Origin of the sequence: Zunongwangia endophytica (genome assembly GCF_030409505.1) — a bacterium.
In the GTDB taxonomy this organism is placed as follows: Bacteria; Bacteroidota; Bacteroidia; order Flavobacteriales; family Flavobacteriaceae; genus Zunongwangia; species Zunongwangia endophytica.
In genome coordinates this window covers 2,691,309-2,716,130 of record NZ_JAUFPZ010000002.1, presented here as the reverse complement: position 1 = coordinate 2,716,130, position 24,822 = coordinate 2,691,309, and the positions used below count along the sequence as shown (strand labels likewise).

General features: G+C 34.7%; 19 protein-coding genes. 7 read left to right on the top strand and 12 right to left on the bottom strand.

Annotation, left to right across the window (positions count from 1 at the left end):
- Positions 1-72: 72 nt before the first annotated feature.
- Positions 73-2,004 (top strand): pectinesterase family protein, encoded by a 1,932-nt coding sequence (locus tag QWY91_RS11765; RefSeq protein WP_290235296.1) that lies wholly within the window; start codon positions 73-75, stop codon positions 2,002-2,004.
- A gap of 921 nt (positions 2,005-2,925) precedes the next feature.
- On the top strand, positions 2,926-3,441 hold the full coding sequence (locus QWY91_RS11760) for an outer membrane beta-barrel protein (RefSeq protein WP_290235294.1): 516 nt from the start codon (positions 2,926-2,928) through the stop codon (positions 3,439-3,441).
- Between the two features lie 193 nt (positions 3,442-3,634).
- On the opposite strand, the gene QWY91_RS11755 is transcribed toward QWY91_RS11760, so the two are convergent.
- Positions 3,635-4,756 carry a 5-methyltetrahydropteroyltriglutamate--homocysteine S-methyltransferase gene (locus QWY91_RS11755; protein ID WP_290235292.1) on the bottom strand — a complete coding sequence of 374 codons (1,122 nt, stop codon included), beginning with the start codon at positions 4,754-4,756 and terminating at the stop codon, positions 3,635-3,637.
- Between the two features lie 161 nt (positions 4,757-4,917).
- Here QWY91_RS11755 and QWY91_RS11750 point away from each other — a divergent pair, with 161 nt between their 5' ends.
- The 3 genes from QWY91_RS11750 (at position 4,918) to QWY91_RS11740 (ending at position 9,062) form a co-directional block, all read left to right on the top strand.
- Entirely contained in the window at positions 4,918-5,382 is a 465-nt protein-coding gene (locus tag QWY91_RS11750) for an Lrp/AsnC family transcriptional regulator (RefSeq protein WP_290235291.1), read from the top strand.
- Positions 5,383-5,516: 134 nt separating this feature from the next.
- Positions 5,517-6,692 (top strand): BamA/TamA family outer membrane protein, encoded by a 1,176-nt coding sequence (locus tag QWY91_RS11745; RefSeq protein ID WP_290235289.1) that lies wholly within the window; start codon positions 5,517-5,519, stop codon positions 6,690-6,692.
- Between the two features lie 240 nt (positions 6,693-6,932).
- A complete protein-coding gene (locus QWY91_RS11740; protein WP_290235287.1) occupies positions 6,933-9,062 on the top strand; it encodes a catalase in 2,130 nt (709 codons plus the stop codon).
- Positions 9,063-9,148: 86 nt separating this feature from the next.
- Here the strand turns inward: QWY91_RS11740 and QWY91_RS11735 are convergent, their stop codons facing one another.
- Positions 9,149-10,144 (bottom strand): potassium channel family protein, encoded by a 996-nt coding sequence (locus tag QWY91_RS11735; RefSeq protein ID WP_290235285.1) that lies wholly within the window; start codon positions 10,142-10,144, stop codon positions 9,149-9,151.
- Positions 10,145-10,411: 267 nt separating this feature from the next.
- Between QWY91_RS11735 and QWY91_RS11730 the strand changes: the two genes are divergently transcribed.
- Entirely contained in the window at positions 10,412-11,092 is a 681-nt protein-coding gene (locus tag QWY91_RS11730; protein ID WP_290235283.1) for a site-2 protease family protein, read from the top strand.
- Between the two features lie 79 nt (positions 11,093-11,171).
- On the opposite strand, the gene QWY91_RS11725 is transcribed toward QWY91_RS11730, so the two are convergent.
- From QWY91_RS11725 to gntA, 3 genes are all read right to left on the bottom strand, one after another.
- On the bottom strand, positions 11,172-11,864 hold the full coding sequence (locus QWY91_RS11725; protein ID WP_290235280.1) for a hypothetical protein: 693 nt from the start codon (positions 11,862-11,864) through the stop codon (positions 11,172-11,174).
- 361 nt (positions 11,865-12,225) lie between these two features.
- Positions 12,226-12,813 carry an urea carboxylase-associated family protein gene (locus QWY91_RS11720; protein ID WP_290235278.1) on the bottom strand — a complete coding sequence of 196 codons (588 nt, stop codon included), beginning with the start codon at positions 12,811-12,813 and terminating at the stop codon, positions 12,226-12,228.
- 18 nt (positions 12,814-12,831) lie between these two features.
- Entirely contained in the window at positions 12,832-13,539 is a 708-nt protein-coding gene (gntA, locus tag QWY91_RS11715; protein ID WP_290235275.1) for a guanitoxin biosynthesis heme-dependent pre-guanitoxin N-hydroxylase GntA, read from the bottom strand.
- 241 nt (positions 13,540-13,780) lie between these two features.
- On the opposite strand from gntA, the gene QWY91_RS11710 reads away from it, so the two are divergent.
- Complete coding sequence (locus QWY91_RS11710) at positions 13,781-14,650, top strand: SDR family oxidoreductase (protein WP_290235273.1); 870 nt, start codon at positions 13,781-13,783, stop codon at positions 14,648-14,650.
- Between the two features lie 284 nt (positions 14,651-14,934).
- Here the strand turns inward: QWY91_RS11710 and QWY91_RS11705 are convergent, their stop codons facing one another.
- The 7 genes from QWY91_RS11705 to QWY91_RS11675 form a co-directional block, all read right to left on the bottom strand.
- Positions 14,935-18,021 carry an efflux RND transporter permease subunit gene (locus QWY91_RS11705; RefSeq protein WP_290235270.1) on the bottom strand — a complete coding sequence of 1,029 codons (3,087 nt, stop codon included), beginning with the start codon at positions 18,019-18,021 and terminating at the stop codon, positions 14,935-14,937.
- Positions 18,022-18,044: 23 nt separating this feature from the next.
- Positions 18,045-19,145 carry an efflux RND transporter periplasmic adaptor subunit gene (locus QWY91_RS11700; RefSeq protein ID WP_290235267.1) on the bottom strand — a complete coding sequence of 367 codons (1,101 nt, stop codon included), beginning with the start codon at positions 19,143-19,145 and terminating at the stop codon, positions 18,045-18,047.
- Positions 19,145-20,464, bottom strand: coding sequence for a TolC family protein (locus QWY91_RS11695; RefSeq protein ID WP_290235266.1), 1,320 nt, complete (start codon positions 20,462-20,464; stop codon positions 19,145-19,147). The genes QWY91_RS11700 and QWY91_RS11695 overlap by 1 nt, the downstream gene beginning before the upstream one ends.
- A gap of 231 nt (positions 20,465-20,695) precedes the next feature.
- The gene (locus QWY91_RS11690) at positions 20,696-22,048 is read right to left on the bottom strand and encodes a HAMP domain-containing sensor histidine kinase (protein ID WP_290235264.1); all 1,353 of its coding nucleotides are present in this window, start codon (positions 22,046-22,048) and stop codon (positions 20,696-20,698) included.
- Entirely contained in the window at positions 22,045-22,728 is a 684-nt protein-coding gene (locus QWY91_RS11685; protein WP_290235262.1) for a response regulator transcription factor, read from the bottom strand. The genes QWY91_RS11690 and QWY91_RS11685 overlap by 4 nt, the downstream gene beginning before the upstream one ends.
- A 109-nt stretch (positions 22,729-22,837) precedes the next feature.
- Positions 22,838-24,184, bottom strand: coding sequence for a serine hydrolase domain-containing protein (locus tag QWY91_RS11680; RefSeq protein WP_290235260.1), 1,347 nt, complete (start codon positions 24,182-24,184; stop codon positions 22,838-22,840).
- A gap of 123 nt (positions 24,185-24,307) precedes the next feature.
- The gene (locus QWY91_RS11675; protein ID WP_290235257.1) at positions 24,308-24,811 is read right to left on the bottom strand and encodes a DUF3237 domain-containing protein; all 504 of its coding nucleotides are present in this window, start codon (positions 24,809-24,811) and stop codon (positions 24,308-24,310) included.
- Between the last annotated feature and the right edge of the window lie 11 nt (positions 24,812-24,822).

Sequence of the window (24,822 nt, the reverse complement as noted above, 5' to 3'; positions counted from 1 at the left end):
CAGGTCATCATTGCCAGGTACTGGGTCGACGAGCCTAGAGTAATCAAAAATTATAATTATTGAAAAGACAAAATGTCCACTATAAAAACCTATTTTAATTACAGTAAGCAACTCTTTCAACCACCAAACATCATTAACATGCAATGCTTTAGAACATTAATATTTCTTCTTTGCTTCGTGCAAACTTCAATTGCTCAAAAAGAAAAACTGAATATAAGACCTTATACAATCGCTACAAACTTTCAAAATTTGTCCAGCCATTATGACTTTCTTAGCCCTGTTCAGCTCGATTCCTCACTGGCTGTTAAGCAATTAAAAGACATACGATATAAGAAAACGGAAACTTCAGATTTAAAGCTTGACGCATATATTCCAGAACAAAAAAATAATGAAAAACTGCCTGGGGTTCTTCTTATTCACGGTGGAGGATGGTTTTCAGGAGAAAAAGAAAATTTAGGCGTATTAGCGCAGGCGCTTTCGGCTAATGGCTATGTTGCAGTAACACCAAGCTATAGGCTGGGTGGAGAGGCCATTTATCCTGCTGCGGTTTTAGATCTTAAAGATGCGCTACGCTGGATGCGAAAAAATGCAAAAAAGTTAAATCTGGATGTTAATCGTATAGCTACATTAGGTGGATCTGCAGGGGCACAATTAGCGATGCAAGTGGGTGTAACTCCAGATTCTGAAATCTATGATGAGGAGGATCAAGAATTCAGTTCTGCAGTGCAGGCTATCGTAAATATAGATGGAGTCACAACATTTGTGCATCCAGAGGTAGAAAAAGGCCGGCTTTTGAATACCTGGTTAGGAGGTACGTATGAGGAAAAACCCGAGACATGGAAAGAGGCATCTCCTATAGAATACGTGAATAGTAAAACGCCTCCTACACTTTTTATAAATAGTGCACAACCCCGTTTCCATGGAGGGCGTGACAGCTATATTGATTTACTGGATGAGTACAATATTTATAGTGAAGTTCATACTTTAAAAGATACTCCTCATGCTTTTTGGCTGGTTAATCCTTGGTTTCAACCTACACTAAGATACACACTCGATTTTCTGGATAAATTTTTAAAAGAACCATATACACCGCCGTATCGTACAATTCAGGTAGCTAAAAATGATCAGGCAGACTTTAGCAGTATTCAGGATGCCATTAATTCTGTTCGAGTATTTGGTCCAGGAGAAGTACTTATAGAAATTGCTGCAGGTATTTATAATGAAAAGATAGTAATTCCTTCTCATATAACTAAGCTCACTTTAAAGGGAAGCGATCGCGATAAAACTATTATAACAAACGATGATCATACTGGCAAGATTGATAAACTTACTAAAAAAGAACATGGCACTTTTTCTTCACATACCTTATTAGTGCAAGGAACAGATGTGCATTTGAAAAATTTGACGATACAAAATACTTCTTGTAATGAAGGTCAGGCTGTCGCTTTGCATGTGGAAGGTGATCGATTTGTAGCCGTAAATTGTAAGATTTTAGGGTGTCAGGATACTTTATACGCGGCTAAAGAAGGATCCAGGCAATATTATGAACAGTGCTTTATTCAGGGTACTACAGATTTTATTTTTGGCCAAGCCATAGCTGTATTTCAAGGCTGTACCATTAAAAGTCTTACAAATTCCTATATCACGGCAGCAGCAACCCCTAGAAATCAGGAGTTTGGTTTTGTGTTTTATAAGTGTAAGCTTATTGCAGATAAGGATGTTACTAAGGTATTTTTAGGAAGACCATGGCGGCCTTATGCTAAGACGGTATTTATAAATACAGAAATGGGAGCTCAGATTTTGGAAGAAGGGTGGCATTCCTGGCCAGGAGACTCCATGTTTCCTGAAAAAGAGAAGACAGTATATTATGGAGAATATGAAAGTATAGGAGCAGGAGCATCGCCAGAAAATCGAGTGGAATGGGCTCATCAATTGGGCAGGTGGGAAATAGAGCAATACAATTTGAATAATATTTTCCATCGATGGATACCTCAAGTTAAATAGATTTATTAGAAGACTTAGGTTTATAATAAAAGAAAGGTGCTTCATTCCAATGGACATCCCTTCTTCGTATTAAATAAAAAAGCTTGGGAAAAATCTAATACTACCGAAGTGAAGAAATGAATAGGTGAACATCAATACTCCGATATTATGCTATCTTAAAAGGTGTTTGAAATCGAGTAGCCTTAGAAATGAATTTGATAATGGCGATTAAAGTCCATTTCGAATAATTAGAACAACTACTGAACGTTCAGTTAAATGTTAAACTTTGTTAAAAGGTGCTTAATTCGGGGTAAGGTAAAAATTAAAATATTTTAAAACTCTAATAATCAATTAGTTAATGTTGTTGTTCGAGTCTCGTCTAGACCGCAAGATTGCAGAAAGCCTTTCAGAAATGAAAGGCTTTTTTTATGCTTGAAAATTTACTCCAACTTTTGGCTAATCCTTCCTTATTTCAATTATCCTTAAATAGTATATCAGAACTAAGTGAAAATTAGAAATTCCTGATCCTATCCAGAAAAGATTAATTGCTTTGGTAAAATTGAAAGTGTTTGTTTTGCAAAAAAAAATCTGGAAGTGTATTGGAGGTCTATTGTGGTAATACGACCAAACTTTCAATGGTTTGTTATGAAATTACTATTGTAGATCCTGAAATCCATACCTAAAACTTAGCCAGTTCATACAAACCTTTGACTTAGTGATTATTATTCAAGTTTATACATTTTTATTACCAGTCATTTATTAAACTTTTCAATCACTTAAAGAAGATTGCCTCCTGTAAAATCTATTCACGAATAAATGATAAATCGCTTAGTTCTGCGGGCTTAAGATTACATTTTAAGCATGTATTTTTTGATCCAAAGGGTTGATTTTTTCCAAAAAAAGATTACGTTTGCGCCCTTGAAAATTAAAATTTATTTGACAATGGTAAAAAAATTATTTCTAGTTATGGTTCTTTTTGTTGGGATCAATTCATTCGCTCAGGAAGTAGATTTCGGTTTCCAGGCAGGATATGCTAATGTTCGAATTTCAGAGAAAGCATCTGGTTATAGTTTGTCTGAAAACGAATCTGGTTTTTATTTAGGTTTTTTAGCCGATTTCCATTTAAATGAAAACTGGCATATACAACCTTCTGTAAACTACATGAGAGCTAAAGAGGTCAATTTTTTATCTGTGCCCGTATTAGCTCAGTATTATATAGCAGAATCTGGATTTTTTGTTCAGGCGGGTCCACAAGCAACTTTCATTCTTGAAGATGTAGAAATCAACACTGTAGGCTTAGATGCTGCTTTTGGAGTAGGATATCATATCGACGAGAACTTTTTTATAGATGCCAGATATGGGGTAGAGCTTACAAATCGCTATTCTAGTGATGATTTTTACGGAGATACTAAAGCTCGTTTGAATACCTTAAATATTGGTGTAGGTTACAAGTTCTAAAAACCTGTTACACCTATTTCAAAATGAAAAAAAGCGAAAGATCCATCTTTCGCTTTTTTTAAGTGTCTTAATTTCTGGTTATAATAGAGTTGAAACTCAAGTTTAGAGATTTTGAATTTAGGAATTTTAAATCTAAGGGGAAAAACCTCACTATGAGGAATAGCGAGATTTATATAGTATATATTTGAAGTTATTAACCCCAAACTTCTTCAGTAATTTCATTGATTAATTTTATCTTTTTCCATTGGTCTTCTTCGGTTAGAATATTCCCTTCTTCGGTAGAAGCAAAACCACATTGCGGACTCAAACTTAGGCGTTCCAAATCTACATATTGAGTCGCTTCTTTGATGCGATCGATAATAACTTGCTTGTTTTCTAAGGTCGCGTTTTTACTGGTAAGTAAGCCTAAAACAACATTCTTGTTTTTTGGTACAAATCTTAGCGGTTCAAAATCGCCAGAACGATCGTCATCAAATTCTAAATAAAAATTTTCTACCGCTTCCTTAGCAAAAAGTGTGTCGGCTACTGGTTCGTAACCGCCAGATGCGGCCCAGGTAGAATGGTAATTACCTCTGCAAACATGTGTTGATAAACGTAAATCTTCAGGTAAATTTTCTAAAGCCAAATTGTTTAATTTAAGATATGTTTCTTTAAGCAGGTTGCGATCAAAACCTTCACCGGCCATTGTTTTCCAAAAATTAGTATCACAGATCATTGCCCAGGTACAATCGTCGATTTTTAAATCTCTACAACCAAGATTATATAATTTTAGAATGGTTTGTTGATAGGCTTCAGCAATATCTTTATATAATTCTTCTTGATTAGGATAAAATTTCTTCACATATTCCTCATTATTGCCTCTAACTAATTCGGCATATAATTGAGCGGGAGCTGGAATGCTTTGTCTTGCGATATGGTTTTTCCCAGTATGTTTTTTCAGAAATAAAAAGCTTTCGAAAACCGGATGCTCAGGGTTGAATTTTATTTTACCCGAGAGTCTGGCAGAATCTTTTCTGGTTTCTTCTCCCTGAAATAAATAACCTTGATCTTTTAAGAAGTGCTCGATGCCACCTAATCCCCAAAAGAAATCTAAATGCCAGTAGCTTCTTCTAAACTCTCCATCGGTGAGTGCAGTTAGACCAGCCTCTTTTTGGTTCTCGATTAGTTTAATAATTTCTTCGTCTTCGATAAGTTTTAAGTCAGAAGCGCTAATTTGATTATTAGCAAATTGTTCCCTAGCCTTTTTTAAGGCTTCTGGGCGTAGAAAGCTTCCTACTACATCTGATTTATTTTGGATGGTTGAATGGGTACACATAATTTATTTCGTTAGGTTTTTATGATGGTCAAAGTTATATAATAGCGTTTTTTTGTCTAAATTTAATTCCTAATTAGGTTTAAATAACTGCATAGATTGATTATATTAGAATATTGTACTTTTAAGGTGAAATTATAGACTTTTAAAAAGAATATTATCCTATGGAAAACTTAGATGAGGTAGATCTCAAGCTGCTAAAAATACTTCACGAGAACTCTAATTTCACTGTAAAAGAGTTAGCGCAGCAGGTCAATTTATCAGCTTCTCCGGTTTTTGAACGGATAAAGAGATTGGAAAAAAAGGAATACATAAAAAAATATATTGCCATTCTGGATGCTGAAAAATTGCATCAAGGATTTATCGTTTTTTGTAATATTAAGTTGAAGAAGCACGATAGAAACATCGGAAATCAATTTGTAGACGATATTATGGCAATTAATGAAATTGTGGAGTGTTATAATATTTCTGGCGACTTTGACTTCTTATTGAAAGTCTACGCTCGTAATATGAAGCACTATCAAGATTTTGTTTTCAATAAACTGGGTGGCGTTAAAAGCATAGGTAGTACGCATAGTACTTTTGTCATGATTGAAATAAAAAACACCTACGGAATAGGAATTATTTAACGTTAGGGCTCTGCGTTATATATAATATCAATACTTTGAAAACCTTTATAAGTATTTGATATTCAAATTGTTTACAAAAAGTTAAAAATACTACAGGAATTTGTAAAAGCTTACATTTGCGCTTATACCAAACTATGCTTAGAAAAACCTATTTGTTTTTACTTACTTTAAGCCTTATGCTTGTAAGTATCACTGTCTTTGGACAGGAGACTAAAGATGAGAAATCTAAAAAGGGATTTATAACCAGATACATCAATAATATTTTAAATGATACAGTATCCAAAGAGAAATCTCAGTTTTTCGTTTTTCCTACTGTGGGTTATAGGCCTGAAACAGGTGTAGAATTTGGAGTAACTCCGCTGTATATTTATTATGCGAATGAAGATGTAAATAACAGGCTTAGCGAAATGAAAGCCTATAGTTTTTTTACTCTTAATGGGCAATATGGTTTACGTATTGGTCACGCACTATATTCAGATAAAGACAAATGGTTTTTCCTTGGAGATATCGATTTTGAGCAATTTCCGCTTAAATATTATGGAATAGGGAATGATGTTCCGAAGGAAAATATAGCCCTAGTAGATGCAACCCAAATTAGAATTAAAGAGCGAGTTTTAAGAAGAGTACTGGAAGACTTTTATATAGGTTTAGAAACAGATTTTAGAAGCCTTACAAATGTATCTTTTGAAGGCAAGAATGATAATGAATTAGAAGATATTCAAATACCCTTTGGAGCCGAAGGGACTACTAACTTCGGTTTAGGTGTAGGATTAGTGTATGATCAAAGACATAATGTTTTAAATGAAAGGGATGCTTTTTTTAGCGAATTTGCGTATCTGAATTATAATCCGTTTTGGGATAGCGATGTGGAATATCAGCTAATTTCTATAGACAACCGTGTTTTCAAAAAAATAGGGGAACGGGATGTTCTTGCGGCGCAACTATTTGGAGAGTTTAATTTTGGTGGTGATGTACCTTTTAATCAGCTTTCTTATATGGGAGGCGAAAGCTTAATGCGTGGATATTTTAAAGGAAGATTTAGAGATAGAAATCAGGTTGCTGCACAGGTAGAGTATCGATTTTTACCATTAAAATTAGGTTTTACAGATCGGCTTGGTGCAACAATTTTTACCGGAGTAGGAGAGGTCTTTGATGAATGGGATGAAGTAGAATTCAATAGCCTAAAATGGTCTGCAGGTGCAGGAGCACGATTTTTAATTTTCCAGAAGAAAGATGTATATCTTCGGTTTGATTATGCTTTCACAAGAGATGGTAGCAACTTCTACATCAGTATTGGTGAAGCCTTCTAGGAGTTTCGAGGTTTAAGTTTGCTTTCTTCAATATTTGCTGTTTGCTGAATGATTTTCAATTAGTTAAAGGAGATAGATTTGGTATGATTCAGGTTGTTATTTTACTTAATATTATGTTATAGTATGCCATAATTGAGTTAAAGGCTGTATTAAGCACATCCTCTTCCAATAGCGCACACTTCTTCATTTGCATTAGCCTACCTTCAACTCGCTTAACCAATATTCAAAACTTATTATGCTATGAGTGAAGAAAAAAAAGAAAACAAAAAAACTCAGGATTTGGCTTCCAATACTAAAGATGGTACGGGAAAGACAATGACTACTAACCAGGGAGTTAAAGTTAATGATACTAATAACTCCTTGAAAGCAGGGGAGCGTGGAGCTACCTTATTAGAAGATTTTATTTTAAGAGAAAAGATAACGCATTTTGATCATGAGCGCATTCCAGAGCGTATAGTACACGCAAGAGGTAGTGGAGCTCACGGTGTATTCGAGTTATATGAAAGTCAGGAAGAAGTTACTAAAGCTGGTATTTTTACCGATACCACCAGAAAAACTCCTGTATTTGTGCGTTTTTCTACGGTTGCCGGAAATAAAGGATCAGCCGATTTAGCCAGAGACGTTAGAGGATTTGCAACAAAATTTTATACGGAAGAGGGAATCTTCGATCTTGTAGGAAATAACATGCCTATATTTTTTATTCAGGATTCCATGAAGTTTCCAGATTTGATCCATGCTGTTAAACCGGAACCAGATAAAGATATTCCGCAGGCTGCTTCAGCGCATGATACCTTTTACGATTTTGTCTCTCGCACAACAGAAACATTGCACAACCATATTTGGGTGATGAGTGATCGTGCTATACCAAGAAGTTTCAGAATGATGGAAGGTTTCGGTATTCATACTTTTAGATTGATTAATGCTGAAGGAAAATCTCATTTTGTAAAATTTCATTGGAAACCACTTTTAGGAACACATTCTATAACCTGGGATGAGGCTGTTAAAATTCATGGTGCAGATAGTGATTTTCACCGAAGAGATCTGTGGGATGCTATCGATAGTGGCGAATATCCAGAGTGGGAATTAGGTTTCCAGATTATTCCTGAAGAAGATGAACATAAATTCGATTTTGATATTCTTGATCCAACAAAACTGATTCCTGAAGAAATGGTACCGGTTAAACGTGTTGGGAAGATGACATTAAATCGAAATCCTGATAATTTCTTTGCAGAAACCGAGCAGGTAGCTTTTCATCCAGGTCATGTAGTACCGGGAATAGATTTTTCAAACGATCCATTATTGCAAGGACGTTTATTTAGTTATACCGATACCCAGCTTTCAAGATTAGGAAGTCCTAATTTTCACGAGATACCAATCAATCGTCCTATAAATCCTACGCATAACAATCAACGTGATGCGCAGATGAGAATGACTGTTGATAAAGGGAAAACTGCTTATTTCCCAAATTCAATTGGCGGAGGATGCCCACATTTAGCAAAAATGGCGCAAGGCGGTTTTACATCTTACGAAGAGCGTATCGATGCTAGAAAAATTAGAGCGAGAAGTACTAGTTTTAATGATCACTATTCGCAACCAGCATTGTTCTATAGAAGTTTGACTGATTGGGAACAGCAACACGTTGCAGATGCCTATACATTCGAACTTGGTAAATGTACCTACGATCACATTAAGCAACGTATGCTTTATGTAATCAATCAAATCGATAATGATCTTGCAATAAAGGTAGCAGATGGTTTAGGGATGCAGATTCCTAGTGAGATCGAGCAGCCCGTAAATCAGGCGATAGGTGCAGATGCAGATCCAGCAGATCATCAACCAGGACCAAAGAAAGAATATCTTAAAAAATCTGAAGCACTAAGTCTTACTCATCTAAATTCAGATAGTATTGCTACGCGAAAGATTGCATTTTTGGTAGGGGATGGTTTCGATGGTGAGCAGGTAATGAAAATGAAGAAAGCACTAACAGAAAAGAATGCAATGGTTCATCTAGTGGCAACTCATGGCGGAACTGTAAAATGTGATCACGATAAAGACCATAAAGTGGATGCTGCACTGTTAACTACAGAAAGTGTTTTATACGATGCGGTTTATTTGCCGGGCGGATCTAAGAGTATCAAGGCTTTAACAGAAGCACCTAAGTCTATTAAATTTATAAATGAAACCCTTAAGCACTGTAAAGCATTTGCTGCTGAAAAAGATACTACTGCGTTATTGGATAAAACAGCTATCAATTTATTTGAAGATGATGCTGCGATATTAATCGGAAAACAACCAGAGCAGTTTATCAAGCAAATTGCTGCACATAGAAATTGGGTAAGACAACCAAAAGCAATGAGTATTCCTGTATAGTTTAGTTTTAATTCAGGGAGTGTTAGAAGAAAAGGCCGCATCGATTGATGGCGGCCTTTTTTAATTTTGTGATTGCGTATATTTTCCTAGCTAGCATCACTTCCCTGAATATCATTCCATCCCCAGCCGTCATTTTCGACGAGTTTAGAAAAGACTTTACGAGAGTGTAAATCTGGAAGATTTTTCTTTCTACTAATAAAATTTTGTTCAAGTAAGAGGTCTGTTTTAATTTTAGGAGCCTCGTTAGTTGCTTGATCTTTTGCATCTGTTATCTCTGTAATTATTTTGAAATAATTCTCAAAAGCTACTTTTAAAGATCGAAGCTCATTTTCAGCAGGTTGATATTGGTCGTCCATCAAATTTTCCAAGATCACAAAACATTCGTGCATTTTCGATAATTCCAGAATAATATTGAACCGCTTGTCACTATTATGAAAATAGTGGATTACTGGATAGGCTTTATGATTTTGAGTATGTTTTATAAGAGATAAGGTGAGATCTGAAGCGTTTGCGGTTAAGCCTTGATAGTGTTCTCCGTCGTAAGCATTAATAATCATTTCCTGAGGAGTCCTACCGTAACAACTTATTTGTACAGCTAATTTTTGCTGATCTATAACCGCTTGTAATAAAGGAACAAAATAAGTAACAGACATGGTTAATAATACCAAACCAGTAAAAGAAAAAACATTAGTTATTATTCTCCAAAAGTCATTTCCTGCGATATACTCACCGCTACCAAGTGTAGAAATGGTGTAACCGGCAAAATATAATTTTTCAACACCTTGCACAGCAGTTTTATTAGCACTTGTAACCACGCTCCCCGGGTCAGAAAATAAAACCAAGCAGAAGCTACTCCATAATAATGCAACCCAAAGTATGATGATGCCAGTTAAAATAAGATAACCAGTTTTTCCTAAAAGTTTGGAATCTCCCTTTTTCCTGCTTGCTAGAAAACTCACCTTCCATAAAAATTTAGAGAAATGGTTAGTTAACCATCCGCCACCTTCCATCGATAATGTAGTTTTTAAAATATCGTGAACAGTAACAGCGTAAAGAATTATACCGAATATGAGTAGTAGCATGTTTTTAAACTCAATTAAAAACAATTATTAATAAGCGACAAGTGTTTAGATGTGAAAAGAAGCTAAATATAGCTTCCAAAATCGATAAATAATTAAATGCATTCAATTTGTTTTGATTGCAATCAATCTAGGACTTTAAATTGTTTTAGTTTTGAAAATTAGAAATATTGCGTAATTTAAAATCGCGTTAATGGTTGACTTAAAATGAGTTAAAACAATTCTTTCGAATTAAACTTATCTTAGTTTTGAAATTTAAAGCAAAAATCAATGATTGAATTTTGGGATATCCCCAAGCTATTTATAGCCTTTTTTATTATCCTGCCTGCAGTATCTTTAGTGCATGAGTTAGGCCATGTATTCATCGCAAAATTGCTTGGAGCAAAAAATGTAAAGATCATTATAGGATCCGGTAGAATTCTAGTGGATAACCGATATTTCGAAATTCGGAAGTATTATTTTTATTACGGATACTGCTATTTTGAAAATATCTACGACGAAAGTAGATGGCGTAATCTCTTCATTTACTCAGGCGGGATACTAGGCAATATTTTATCCTCTTGCGTTGTAATTTATATAGTCACTAGCCAAGCGTTGGTTCCTACTATTTTTACCTATCAATTTTTATACTTTTCGCTATACTATGTGTTTTTTGCTTTATTACCAATGAGCTATCCTGATGGGAATTATAGTGATGGGAAAATTATCTATCATCTTTTAAAGCGTAATCATACACTATTGCAACAAAAGCAATTTCAACTTTGGTTTGATGAAGATGAAAAATCCTGGAGACTTTCTTCAGAAAGTGAAGAAGAATTTGAGCAATTAGAAGATTACGATGAAGCCTACGAGAAAGCCCTTCAGCGAGCTAGAGCTTCCCGTCCCAGTAAACTTGAAGTTATTAAAAAGAATACCAGTCACTTTGAAATTTTTCCTAGAAATCCTATCTAATATTAGCGAATTTCAACTAATTTTTAAATTACAAGACGGAGTGATGGTTTAAAACGAAATGATGAAAATATCTAAGGTATTATTTCAATATTTCATTTCTCTGGATATTCCTTAATTCTAAAATGCTAAACATGAGGTCTTTTTCGATATCAGATAATTCATGATTTTTAGCATCAAAATCATTTCGAATTATTTGTAAAATTTTATTTTCCAGACTTATCGCATGATTAATTACATAATCGCGTCCTTTTCTTTGTAATGTGAGAAGTTGATTAGAATAGCACACGGCATTGGACTTACCGACTTTTGTAGAATGATTGAATTTTTTATTGAGTCTACTAAGCGCCTCCTGAGAAATTTTTTGATGTTTCGAAAAAAGCTGCTTAAAAAACATTCTTTTTGAAGCTCTTTTAGCTTCTTCAAAAAATTGGACACTAGTTTCTAAGGTAGCATATAAATGGTTTAAGTCCATATTTTCTTCAGCATAAATTTTTTTAAGAATCATGAACTTTGGATAAGGTTCATCGCCAAAATACTTAATACAAACCTTACCGTTACCTTCAATGTTTTCTGAAAAATACTCTCCGCTCTTCCCGCAAAATGATCCTTCTTCTGTTAAGAAAACTCCAGAAATTGAAGTTGTTTTGAGTTGATTTAATGTTGAAATTTCTTCGTTCGTCAAATCAAATTTTGATTCGATTTTATGAATACAATCTGGTATACTCATTCCTCTTAGATTCGCATTAAAGCTACTTTCTTTTGCTGCTTTCATCTCTCTGTAATTTATAAGATTTGTAAAAGAATAGACGTAATTGATTAAAAATCGTTAATTGATGTATTATCTCATTACGACCATTTGTTGTCACATATCCTTAAAATGTAATAGTGCTGTTGTTCAGTTGGTTAAGTTTTATTAATTTAGTTGTGCTAACCAAATTTACCGACCATGAAATTAATCCGTAGCCGGAGGCAAAAACTTTTGATAGTTTCGCTGATGTTAAGTTACACCGTTGCTATTTGCTCTGCAATTCAGCTTATACCTGAATTTCTAACACTTCCGTTTTTACTTTTAGGATCTGTTTTAGTAGTAATTTTATTTATTCAATTTATAATCAATTTCCGCTAAAGAACTTTTATTGGTTTGATGTAAGTACTTCAAATTCAATTTCCTTAAATGTGCCACCGTTACTATCTTCGGCAGAGCATGCTGTAAGACCTACAATTAAATCCATTTTAGCTTCGAATAAAATATAATCCTGACCCGAATTTAAAGGAGGATCCACGCTAATTTTCCCGTCAGTATCAAACTGAACATTCATAAAAATATTGAACGCCGTAGGGATATCATCTGGGGTTATATCGTATTTCGCTAAATTGGTGTATAAATTTTCAAAACAACTGGGGTGATATTCTTTGTTATTATACATGATTTCAAAAGTCTCCGGGCTGCAAGGTGCTAGTAGAAAATCATTTCTGCCATTAGTATCTTCTAAAATTTCCATCATCTTACGGCTACGGTTACTCCAAAGAAAGTTTCCTTTAGAGATCAAGATAGATTCTTCAAAATCTAAAGTTTTACCGCTCGAAATTTTTTCTCTGATATCGTTTTTGTTAAACAATACCATGTCGCTAACCTGTTCTCCTTTGGGAGCAGTTACCTTCAAACGGTCTCCTTTTTTAATAGTAAGTGAGGCACCAGATTGTTTAGCTATCGTTTCCATATAAAATTATTCTATTGCTTAATGTTTAAAAGGACATTCCCAGTCTTTTTCGACTTTTCTACCGCTATATTGTCTTGCTTCACTATGTGTTCCAAAATCTTCTAACATCGGGTTAATGCTTCCTTGCAATTCTTTATCTCTCCCGCGAATGGCATCTCTAACGCGTTGATACGTTCCCATTTCTCGTAATTTTTCGAATTGCCAATGTAAATTGAAAGCAATCCCTGTGAATGGAGCTCGACGGGCTTTTCTAGAACTGTTAGGATGTAAACCAACTACATAAAACGATCGGCCTGCAATGCTAAAACTGAAGTTCTCTTCTTGTGGATTACTACTTACCTGAGTATCCCAATCATATTCATCGATACTATTAATGCGCTGTAATTGTAGCCAAAGTTGTTCTTCGAATTCAAATTCATTTAGATTTACAGTTTCCGGGAAAACAGCAATAAAAGTTTCAAAGTCATTAGATTCAAAATCGTAATTTTCAATGTAAGTTTTTAAATCTGAATAAAGCTTTTTAGTGAATTCAATATTACCTAAATTTTTATAGATATTCAGGTTCACTTTATCCATGCTAAAAACGGTTTTAGCCATTATACAAGGATGATCCTGTCCTATAATAAATTCTTCGAAATCTTTATAAATATGACCCTCAGAATGATTTTCTTTAAAATCAACACCTTCTTTTTCAGCAACTTCTAGCATATCATCAATTTTATTCAAATTTATCCCAGAACTGTTGCTATAAAAAACGACTTAAGAAGAATTTAGTTCAATATTTCACATGGTTTAACATATATAATGTAATAGCGTCAAAAACATGATTAAAAAAGCATAAATCGTACGTTTTTACTTTACTACAAATTAATGGTCTGGTAATTTTCATTAAAATAAATACAATTCACGCTTTTTTAACCATCTAACTGCTATAGCTATTATAATATTGAGATACAAAAAATGAATTATGAAAGATCCAAGAACAAAGTATCCACAACCACCATTTGACACCGAACTACAGAATGAACCAGGTGTAGAATCGAAAATGAATCCGCTTCCAGATTATGGTGAAAACACTTATAAAGGAAACGAAAAGCTAAAAGGTAAAGTAGCCTTGATTACCGGTGGCGACTCGGGCATAGGAAGAGCAGTAGCTTATGCTTATGCATTAGAAGGAGCTAAAGTTGTAATCTCGTATCTTGATGAGCATGACGATGCAAAGCAGACTGCAGAAGTTATTGAATCCAAAGACGCTGAAGTATTACTAATCGATGGCGATATTAGAGAAGAAAAGCACTGCAAGGATATTATTGAAAAAACCATAGCTAAATTTGGCCAATTAGATATTATTGTAAATAATGCAGCTTTTCAAATGGCAAGAAATAGTTTACAAGACATTACTGCTGAAGAATGGGATAAAACCTTTAGAACAAATATTCATGCTCCTTTTTATCTATGTAAAGCTGCAGAACAACATTTGGCTCCGGGAAGTAGTATAATTAATACGACATCGGTAAATGCTTATTCTCCAAGTGATAACTTGGTTCCTTATGCGGCAACCAAAGGAGCTATAAGAAACTTTACTGCAAGTATGGCACAACTATGGGCCGAGAAGGGGATAAGAGTAAATGCGGTCGCTCCTGGACCGATTTGGACACCATTAATTCCGGCTACAATGCCCGGAGAAAAAGTGAAAAACTTCGGAAAGCAAACGCCTTTGGGCAGACCGGGTCAACCTGCTGAATTAGCCTCAGCTTACGTAATGTTAGCTGCTGAAGATAGTAGTTATACTTCTGGTGCAACAATTGAAATTACAGGTGGAAGATATACCTTATAAATTCTTTAAAACTCTTCTGGAAGATGATTTTCCAGAAGAGTTTATTTTGAATTAGAATTCTTTTTATTTCAAATATTTATTTTTTAAAGTTAAAATGCTGGTTTTAAAGGTTGTTTGTAATTCAGTAATTGAACTCCATTAAAAAGCTAGCAAATAAAAAGCACAAAGAGTGAAAGTAAATTTGAAGTAAAATAGAAGAGCTGCCTGTTTACACAGACAGCCTTTCCTCTAAACACTTATAATGAAAAAATATTCTCAAAATTGAGCTGAGAATGCCTTAAAAACTAGTTGTTCTTTTTCTTATAAAACAAGTAAAATATTTGTGGTAAAACGGTAAATGATAATAGCATACAGATTAATAAACCGCCAACAATCATAATCGCTAAAGGTTTTTGAACTTCAGAACCCATTCCGTTAGAAAGTGCTGCAGGTAATAATCCTAACGATCCCATTAAGGCAATCATTACTACTGGGCGTATTCTACTGTAAACTCCTTCAGAAACTGCTTCTTTCAAAGTCATATGTTCTAGGTTTTCTTTCATTACAGCGACTAGAATAATTCCGTCTATCGTACACACTCCAAAGAGAATAATAAATCCGATTCCTGCTGAAATTCCGAAGATGGTTCCCGTTAACCATAAGGATATAAATCCGCCAATAAAGGCAAATGAAAGTGTAGAAATACAAATAATCGTGTCTTTTATATTTCCGAAATTCATATACAATAAGAAGATGATTAAAAGAAGTACTGCCGGAACAATATACGTTAGCTGTTTTGTGGCACGCTCTTTACTTTCAAATTCTCCTGCCCATTCTACTTTGGTATTTGTCGGGAAATTAATTTCTTCATCTACCGCTTTTTGAGCATCAGCAATGGTACTTCCTAAATCTCTTCCGTCAATACTAAAACCAACTCCGGTATATCTACTGCTACCTTCGCGATAAATAAATGCAGGTCCGGTTTTAAATTCAATATCAGCGATATTTTTAAGCGGAACTTTTTTATCGTTTAGCGTAGGAATAAGAATATTTCCTATTTCTTCTTCGCTATCACGATATGGCTCGTCAAACCTGATTTGTAGATCAAATTTACGTTCATCTTCATAAAAATAAGAAGCAGTTTTTCCTCCAATCGCCATTTCGATAACGGCTTGAGCATCTTCTGTGCTTACCGCATATTGCGCCATTTTATTTTCTTGTAAACTAATGCGCAGCTCTGGTAAGCCAATGTTTTTATACACCAACACATCGGTGATTCCTTCAATTTTGCTGATGGTTTCTGCTACTTGAGTAGCTTGATCTTCCATTAGAAATAGATTATCTCCAAAAATCTTGATCACTAAAGAGCTTTTTACTCCGGCAACGTATTCTTCAACGTTATCTTGAATAGGTTGAGAGAATCCAAAATTAATCCCTTTAAATTGATCTAAAGTATCTTTCATTTCAGCAATCAATTCATCTTTGTTGAGATCTCTTTTCCAGTCATCTCTAGATTTTAATTCGATATGAAATTCATTATTAAAAAAACCTGTAGGGTCGGTACCATCGTTAGGTCTACCGGTTTGATTTAAGACAAACTTTACTTCATCAAAAGAGCGTAATTTTTGCTTGATTTGTTTACCTGTTTTTACAGATTCTTCTAAACTTACACTGTTGGGTAAAGTTGCTCTAATGTAAAGTGCGCCTTCATTTAGCTGCGGAATAAATTCGGTTCCATAATTTAATAATTTTACAATACATACAATAAAAACGGCTAGAAAAGCGACCATTGTTAGCTTTCTATATTTACTAGCGGCATTAAATAATCTGAAAATATTTCCGCGGAAAAAGTTTACAACGGGATTATTTTTAACGGTGATGTGCTTATTCAGTAAAACTTTACACATTGTGGGAACTAAGGTTAAACTTAATAAAAGCGATCCTAAAAGTGCATAACCTAAGGTAAAAGCAAGCGGACTAAACATTTTTCCTTCAACTTTTTCAAATGAAAAAATAGGGAAGAGCGCTATAATTAAAATAAGCTGCGCAAAGAAAATGTGGGGCGCTACTTTGCTAACGCTGTTTCTAATAATATCCCCTTTAGAGATTTGTTTATAGCGCTCAAACCCTAATTCAAGAGATTTTTCTTCTAATTTCACATAAACAGCTTCCACAATAACCAGCGTACCTTCCAGCAGTAGCCCAAAATCTAAAGCTCCCATAGAGATGAGATTGGCCGGCATTCCTTGTATTTTCAGTAAAATTATACTGAATAAAAAGGATAGCGGAATAATGATCGCTACGGTTATTGTAGTTCTCCAGTTGAATAAGAAAACCAATACAATAAGTGAAACTAGTACAATCCCTTCTACTAAATTGGTGCTTACCGTTTTTACGGTAGAGTTTACCAATTCGGTACGATCGATAAAAGATTTTATTTTTACATCGTCGGGTAGAATACGCTCGTTAAGTTCTTCAATTTTGTTTTTTAAGCGTTCAATGACTTCCGCAGGGTTCTCTCCACGGAGCATTACCACAATTCCTTCAACTACATCTTCATCGTCATCTAAACTTACTTGGCCTAATCTTGGTTTAGCTGAAATTGCTACTTTGGCTACGTTTTTAACTAAGACCGGCGTTTGATTATGTGTTGTGATTAAGGTATTTTCTATATCTTCTATGCTGGTTAGTAAACCAACACCACGAACAACATAAGCTTGCTGACCTTTCTGAATCATATCTCCACCAACGTTGATATTACTTTTGGTGATGGCTTCGTAAAGATCTAAAGGAGTAAGATCGTATTGTTCTAAAGCAGTTGGATTAACCTGAATCTGATAGGTTTTTTCTTCACCTCCAAAACTTTGTACATCAGATATTCCGGGGACTGCAAGAAGTTCTCTTTCGATTACCCATTCTTGTATCGCAGAAAGTTCTTTGATGGGACGTTCACTATCGATCACATACCTAAAAATTTCTCCCGTTGCTCCGTAAGGCGGATCGATTTCTGGATCTGAACCTTCCGGTAAATCTACGCCTTGTAATCTATTTGCAGCATATTGTTGCGCATAAAAATCGTCTACGCCATCTTCAAAAATAATAGTCACTACCGATAAACCAAATAATGAAATTGAACGAACATCAGACTTTTTAGGAATGGTGTTCATTTTTTTCATCATTGGCAGCGTGACAAATTTCTCTACTTCTTCTGCACTTCTACCTGGCCATTGCGTAATAATTCTTGCCCGCGTGTTGGTTACATCTGGGAAAGCCTCAATAGGCGTATGGATGTAACTATAGATACCTGCTGCAGCTAATAGTCCCGTTAGAAAAAATACAATTAATGTATTTTTTAAAGAAAACGACACTATCGCATTGGTTAACTTTTCCATATTAATTTTATCTAATCTTTATTTTAGTTGAGTGATGGTGTACTTTCAAATAACAATAAGGTGTTATTGGTCACAATTTTGTCCCCTTCATTAAGTCCTTCTTTAATAAAAAAGGAATTCTCGTCTTTAGATAGGATTTTTACTTCACTCACTTTTGCATTGCATTTATCTTCTAGCTTAACGATGTAATACGCATTGTTGTTAAAGACTACAGATTTAGCAGGAATATGGGGGGCTTTTTCCTCGGTTTCGTTTCTAACAATTGCTTCTACGTACAAGCCTGGCTTAAGAAATAAGTCTTTGTTGTCTAATACAATTCTGGCTTTTAATACATTTTCGTTGGGTTCCAAAACATTGGAGATTCGATTTATTTTTCCTTCGAATACTTTATCTGGGTAGCTGCTGGTTTTAATACCTACGGGCATTCCTTCTTTAACCGCATTAATATCTGAAGCATAAATATTCACGTTTATCCAAACTTCATCTAGGTCTGAAATGGTAAATAAGGGATCGCCTTCGGCGCCAATTTGCATTCCGGCTGCAATTTTATTATCGACAACAAAGCCGCTTCGTGGTGCTTTAATTTGAAAAACACCTTTCTCGGGACTCGCGCTATAAAGCTTAAGATTGGTTTGTAATTTCTCTAAATCAGATTCTAAATTGCCTTTTTCGCTTTTAGCTGCGATTAATTCTTTTTCTGAAGCAATACCATCATCGTAAAAACTTTGCGTAGACTGTAGTTGGCGCTTAGCAACCTCAAGATTCGCTTTTATTTGTTTTACTTCAGCTTCAATACTGTTAAGTTCTGTACTTTTTATTTCAGCTAAAACCTGATTTTTTTCTACTTTATCTCCTAAAGTGAAGTAAGTGTTCGTAATTATTCCGCCTACTAAACTTACGTAATTTACTACGGCATTAGGATTGTAAGCTACTACGCCATTAAGACGCAGACTTTTAACCACATTCTCATTAGTGATTTTAAGCGGTTTAAAATCTGTCATTTCTTTTTCAGAAAAGCATTCTTTTTCTTTTACTAAAGGTTTTGATTCTTTCTTGCAACCAAAAAGTATAACCGATCCCACTATGGCTAGTAATGGGAGTTGTATTTTCTTTAAATATTTCATTATTGCGGTGTGTTTATTTCTAGTCCTGTGCTATGTTTTAATTCTTCTAAATCGTCTAAATATTCCTGCTGATTTTCTAGAATAGTCTGTTTCGTATCGATATAAGATTCTAGAAAATCCATATATGTAATGATATTGATGGATTGTAATTTGAAGTATTCAGTATAAGCTTCCATCGTTTTGTCTAAGCCTTCGAGATACTCGGTGTTGATGTCATCAAAAAAGTGAGCAGCTTCTAAGTAATTTTGGAAGTTTTTGCGCACCTCTTCACGAACCTCTAACAGCTTATTTTCGTTTACATAGTTTTGCTGTTCTACCGCGAATTCAGCTTTTTTAATATTCCCTTTATTTCGATCGAAAAATGGAAGATCGATGGAAAAACCAAAACCAATAAAGTCTTGCAAAATATTACCACCACGATCATAACCCAGAGACACCGCAAGATCTGGCACCGCCATTGCTTTTTCGTAACTCAGTTCTTTTTGAGAGCGTTGGATGTCTAATTTGCTTATGGTTACATCTGGGCGATGTTTTAAGGCTTCTTCTTGCAAATATTCTAGCGTATAATTAAAAGGAAGCTGATATTCGTTATCAGGATTAAATGTGGTTCCAAAAGAAAGTCTAGTGTTTGCTGGTAGATTTAACATTACCACTAATTCTTTATTAAGTTCATTTAAGGCTTTTCGCTCTTCAATTAATTCGTCTTTAATACTTAATAAAGAAGCTTGTAACCGTATAAGTTCAGCTTTGTTTACATTTCCCTGATCGTATTGTTTTTGGTAGGCTTTTACGATATTTTCTAAAGAAACTAATTGCCGGTTAAGCATCGTTGAATAGCTCTCGTGAAACTGAAAAGAATAAATAGTTTTTCTGAATTCAGTTTTAAGACTCAAAAGAAAATCTTCTAAATAAGATTGTGCCATTTCCGCAGAAACTTTAGCAAGCTCTACACGTTTCTTTCGTTTTCCCGCAGTTTCGATCACCTGCTCGATTTGTGCTGAAATTTGACGATACCTTCCAAAACTGTCGCTCCCAAAAAGACTGGGTTGTTGCTCACCGGTTTTTTTCTGGTAATCTGCAGTCCACAGGTTAACTTCATCAACCTCAAGCGTAGGATTTGGCCATACTTTTGCCTGAATTACTTCGGCATCTGCCATATCTATGGATAAACGCTCGGCAAGAATCGATAGATTATTCTTTAAAAGAAGACCTTCAGCTTGTTCTACATCTAATTGTAACGTATCCTGAGTTTGAGCTTCAACTTTAGTCAACCCCAAAACAGCAACAAAAAGTAATAGATAAATTTTTCTCTTTTGCATTTCCTTATTTTGATGATACAAAAGAAGAAAATGAAGCTTAGAGTAAAATTTGTTCTACATTAAAAGCAGATTAAAGTAGATTAGAATTTTCTAATGTTGTGTAATATATCTTTCCGTCATTCCCAGATTTGACCCAGAATTTCAATAAGATTTGAATAATAATTTTTGAAGAATGCGATCCCAAATTACGTTCAGGGATAGGGGATTTTATTGCTGAATTATAGTCTTTTATCACTGCGGAAATTCAAGCTGAATTTTAGTAAATTTCTGTGGTTGGCTGGTAATTGAGTATTGGATTTGATGAAGCTGAAAAATTTTTAATGCGATGCTCATTCCAAGTCCGTTTCCTTGAAAAGAAGCTGTGTTTCCACCTCTATAAAAAGGTTGGTTAATGTGCTTTAAATCTTTGTCTGAAATGCCTATTCCTTGATCTTTTACCTGTAATTGTAATCGATAATTTACCTTGCAAAGCTTTATCATTACCACTTCGTATTTAGAGAATTTGGCTGCATTTTCTATAATATTGAAAAGCGCCATATACAATAGGGTTTCATTCCCTTTGCATTGCAGTAAATCGAAATCATCAGGCGAAATTTCTAATTTTACGTTGAATTTTTCTTCGGAATAAGTAGGAGCTAGCTTTTCTATGATTTCCCAAATAAGCTCGTCTATCCTGATATGTTCCTCTAACTGAATGTTTTTATTTAGATTTGAAAGTGTAAGCAGACTTTCTAAAATACTTTTTAATTGCTGAGCGTCTTGTAAAACTACTGCTGAAGTTTCCCGGTATTCGTCTTTACTTCGATCTCTTTGAAGACTTATTTCTAACTGATTTATAATGCTTGCCAACGGAGTTTTTAACTCGTGAGAAGAAAAATCTACAAAATTCTTTTGCTGCTCGTAACTGGATTCAATTTCATTTAAAAGATTATTAAAAGCCTGAAAAAGCTCTTCTAATTCATCTTTAGAACTTTTATATGAAAGTTGCAGCGGACTTTTATGTAGGTTTAGATGATTTACCTGTTTAATAATATTTCTTACCGGTTTATAAGCCAGCTTGGATAGGCGATAGGTTAGAAAAATAAGAATGATCATCGCCACGCAAAAGCTAATCGCCAAAATACTAATTAGTCTTTTTTTCTGACTCTGAATAAGCGGATTGGTAGCTTTTACCAAAACCACGAAGTCACCCTGATTGTCTTTGTAAAATAAGCCGTGATAATACGTATCGTTATCCCGAAAATTGAGTTCTCCCTCTTCTTTAATTTTTTCTATGCTTTCGCTCCAATCTTGCTTCAATTCTTTGGTGTTGAATGCAATATTTCCGTTTTCATTAAAAATGCTGACTTCCTGGTCTGAACTAAGATTGTAAAAAGAATTCTGAATTGGCTCAAATCCTTTTTGGCTAAGTTCATCTCGCTCTAAATAAAACATTCCAGAAATCTTTGCTGTTCTGGAGAGTTCCTGAAAGAAGATATTTTTAGAGCTCTCGTAAAACGCAATATAAATTACGATTGAAGACAGCAAGAAAATAAACCCGAAGATTAAACTTGAAATTAGCGTTATTTTCTGCCTAATTTTCATTGATTGTCAGATATCATATAACCTCTTCCCTTAATGGTGTGAATTAGTTTGTCTTCACTCTTACTATCGATTTTGCTTCGAAGATAAGAGATGTAAACATCAATCACATTTGTGTAGGTATCTTGCTGCGTTTTCCAAACATTCTGAAGTATAGTTTGGCGATTTACAACTTCATTTTTATGCTCTAATAAGGTTTTAAGTAGGAGAAACTCTTTTTGCGAAAGATCAATTGTCTTGCCGTTTCTTTCGACTTTATGCGCTTTGTAATTCAGTTTTAAATTGCCGCAAAATAAATCTTCTTCAATGCTTTGCTGGTAATTGTTTGTTCTCCTATTTAGCGCATTGATTCTAGAAATTAGCTCTTTAAAGTGAAAAGGCTTCACCAGATAATCATCTGCACCTTTGTCTAAAGCTTTCACCTTATCATCAGGTTCGCCCAGCGCACTTAGCATGATAATAGGAGTGATGATTTTCTTAAAACGAATAAGCTCACAAAGCTCGATACCTGTAAGTCCCGGTAACATGATATCGAGAATAAACAGATCCCATTCCTGCTCGAATATTAGATCTCTGGCTTTAAATCCATCCTGTTCGTGAAAAACAATAAACCCCTCTTCTTTTAATCCTTTGCTTAAGGATTCTCCAAGGCGTTTATTGTCTTCAACTAATAATATCTTCATCGTTTAATTATTCCAAGCCATAAAAAGGTTCAGGTGCAAAGGTAATGTTTCAGCTGTAGAATAATAAGATTAGGATACAAGGTCTTTTTACTTTTAAAAAAAGGTGTATCTATTCAGCAATTTTATAGGCTTTCTCTAGAAATTGAGGATACAGATTATCTCGTTTAAACATATTGATGTAGAATAAGGCGATTAGATCATTTTCAGGATCTATAATATATTCTGTTCCTAACATTCCGCCCCAGTTATAGGCAGTATTAGAAACCGCAGGAACATGTTTGTTATCTTTATTTTGTAGTTGAAAACCTAATCCAAACTGAAATCCTTTACCACCAGCATTTTCTTCGGGTAAGCGATTAGTTGATGTCATCTTTTTTATGGTTTCTGGTTTCAAAATTTGATGATTATTAAAGGTTCCGCCGTTAAGTAACATCTGGCAAAATTTAGCATAATCTTCAATTGGCCCATTTAAACCAATGGCACCTTCAGCGTAGGTTTGGTCTTCACTAATAGCAGCTTCAGCAAAATTAGTAGAACCTGCTTCTAATCCATATTCAGTAATCGTATAAGGTTTTACAAAACGATCTAATGCTTTAGGCTCATAATACCAGTCGGTATCATTCATCCCTAACGGATTTAAAACGGTTTCTTTTACATATTTCTGCAATGGCTCTCCAGAGATTACTTCAATCATATACGCCAGCATATTGGTGCTGATATGATAATTCCATTCTGAACCAGGATTAAAACCAAGTGGATATTTGGCCAATTCAATCATTTCATCCTTTAGATATCTTGAAGCTGCATCTCCTCCAAAACTGCGCTGTCCGGTTGGTGATTGGTCTGATTTCTCTTCGCCAAAGTTCGTAGGAACTGTATCGTTAACACCTTCAGATTTACGAATTTCAGAAACTAATCCAGCATTAAGACCTGATGAGTGAGACATTAAGTGCGCAAATGTCATAGGTGTTGTTACTGGTCGGGTTTCATAAGTGCCATCGTCATTTACTTTGGTAACTACCTGATCTGATATTTCTGGAAAATATTTAGATACTGGATCCTCTACTTTTACAAGTCCTTTTTCAACTAAGGTCATAAAAGCTACCGTTGTAATCGCTTTTGTCTGTGAAAAAAGAACATAATAATCTTCTGTTGAAGCTGGGGTTTTATTTTCCAGATCTTTATAACCAAAAGCTTTGTCGTAAAGTACATTTCCGTGCTGAGCGACAAATCCCGTTACTGCATTTACTTTTTTCTCGTCTACAAAAGCTTGAAGTAACGAATCCATTTCTTCTACACGCTTAGAAGAAACACCTAACTCTTCTAAATTGTCACTTTTCTTAAATTGCTGTGGAGTAGATTCTTCTGTATCTTCCTTTTCTTTTTTCTTATTGTTTTCCTGGCATCCAATTATGATGGAAAGTGATAGGAAAAGTGTAGTAACTATTTTTTTCATATTGAGATTATTTTGACTGACTTTTATTGGCACCGCCAAAGGGTTTAATACTATGAGGCTTACCTCGAAATTGAAAATTCATTTCTGACCTATGCCTCATAGGCTTTCCCTGAGGTGATCTACTTATAATACTTTCCAAACCTGAATAGAGATATACTCTTTTTTTCCTTCTGGTTTACAAATAAAAATAGCGTTGTTAAGCCAGGCATATTTAGAATCGATTGGGGCTTCAAATGTAGGAGCCGCTCTAAAATAAGGCATCGAATTCCCCTGTTTTGGATTAAAAATTATTCCGGTATTGCGAACATTAATGTAAACACCATCATCGGTTTTAATTGTATAGATCGCGTCTAAATGTATAAGTTCACCGTCGTTGGTCACATATTGATAATCAGCACCATTTTTGAGAATTGTACCTTTTAATTTAGGTCCTTCAAAAGTGCCGCCAGAAATTGGTATCATCACTCTTTTGCCTAAAGGAGCTTCACCAAGTTCTATGGGAGTATCTATGGTTACTCTCAATTCAAAAGCGAACTCTAACTCTGGCGCTTCAAATTCTTGAGCAACGAGTTTAAAGCCGAAAAGGCTTAATGCTGAAATGAAAAAAAACAGGTGAACATTTCTCATAATTTGAATTT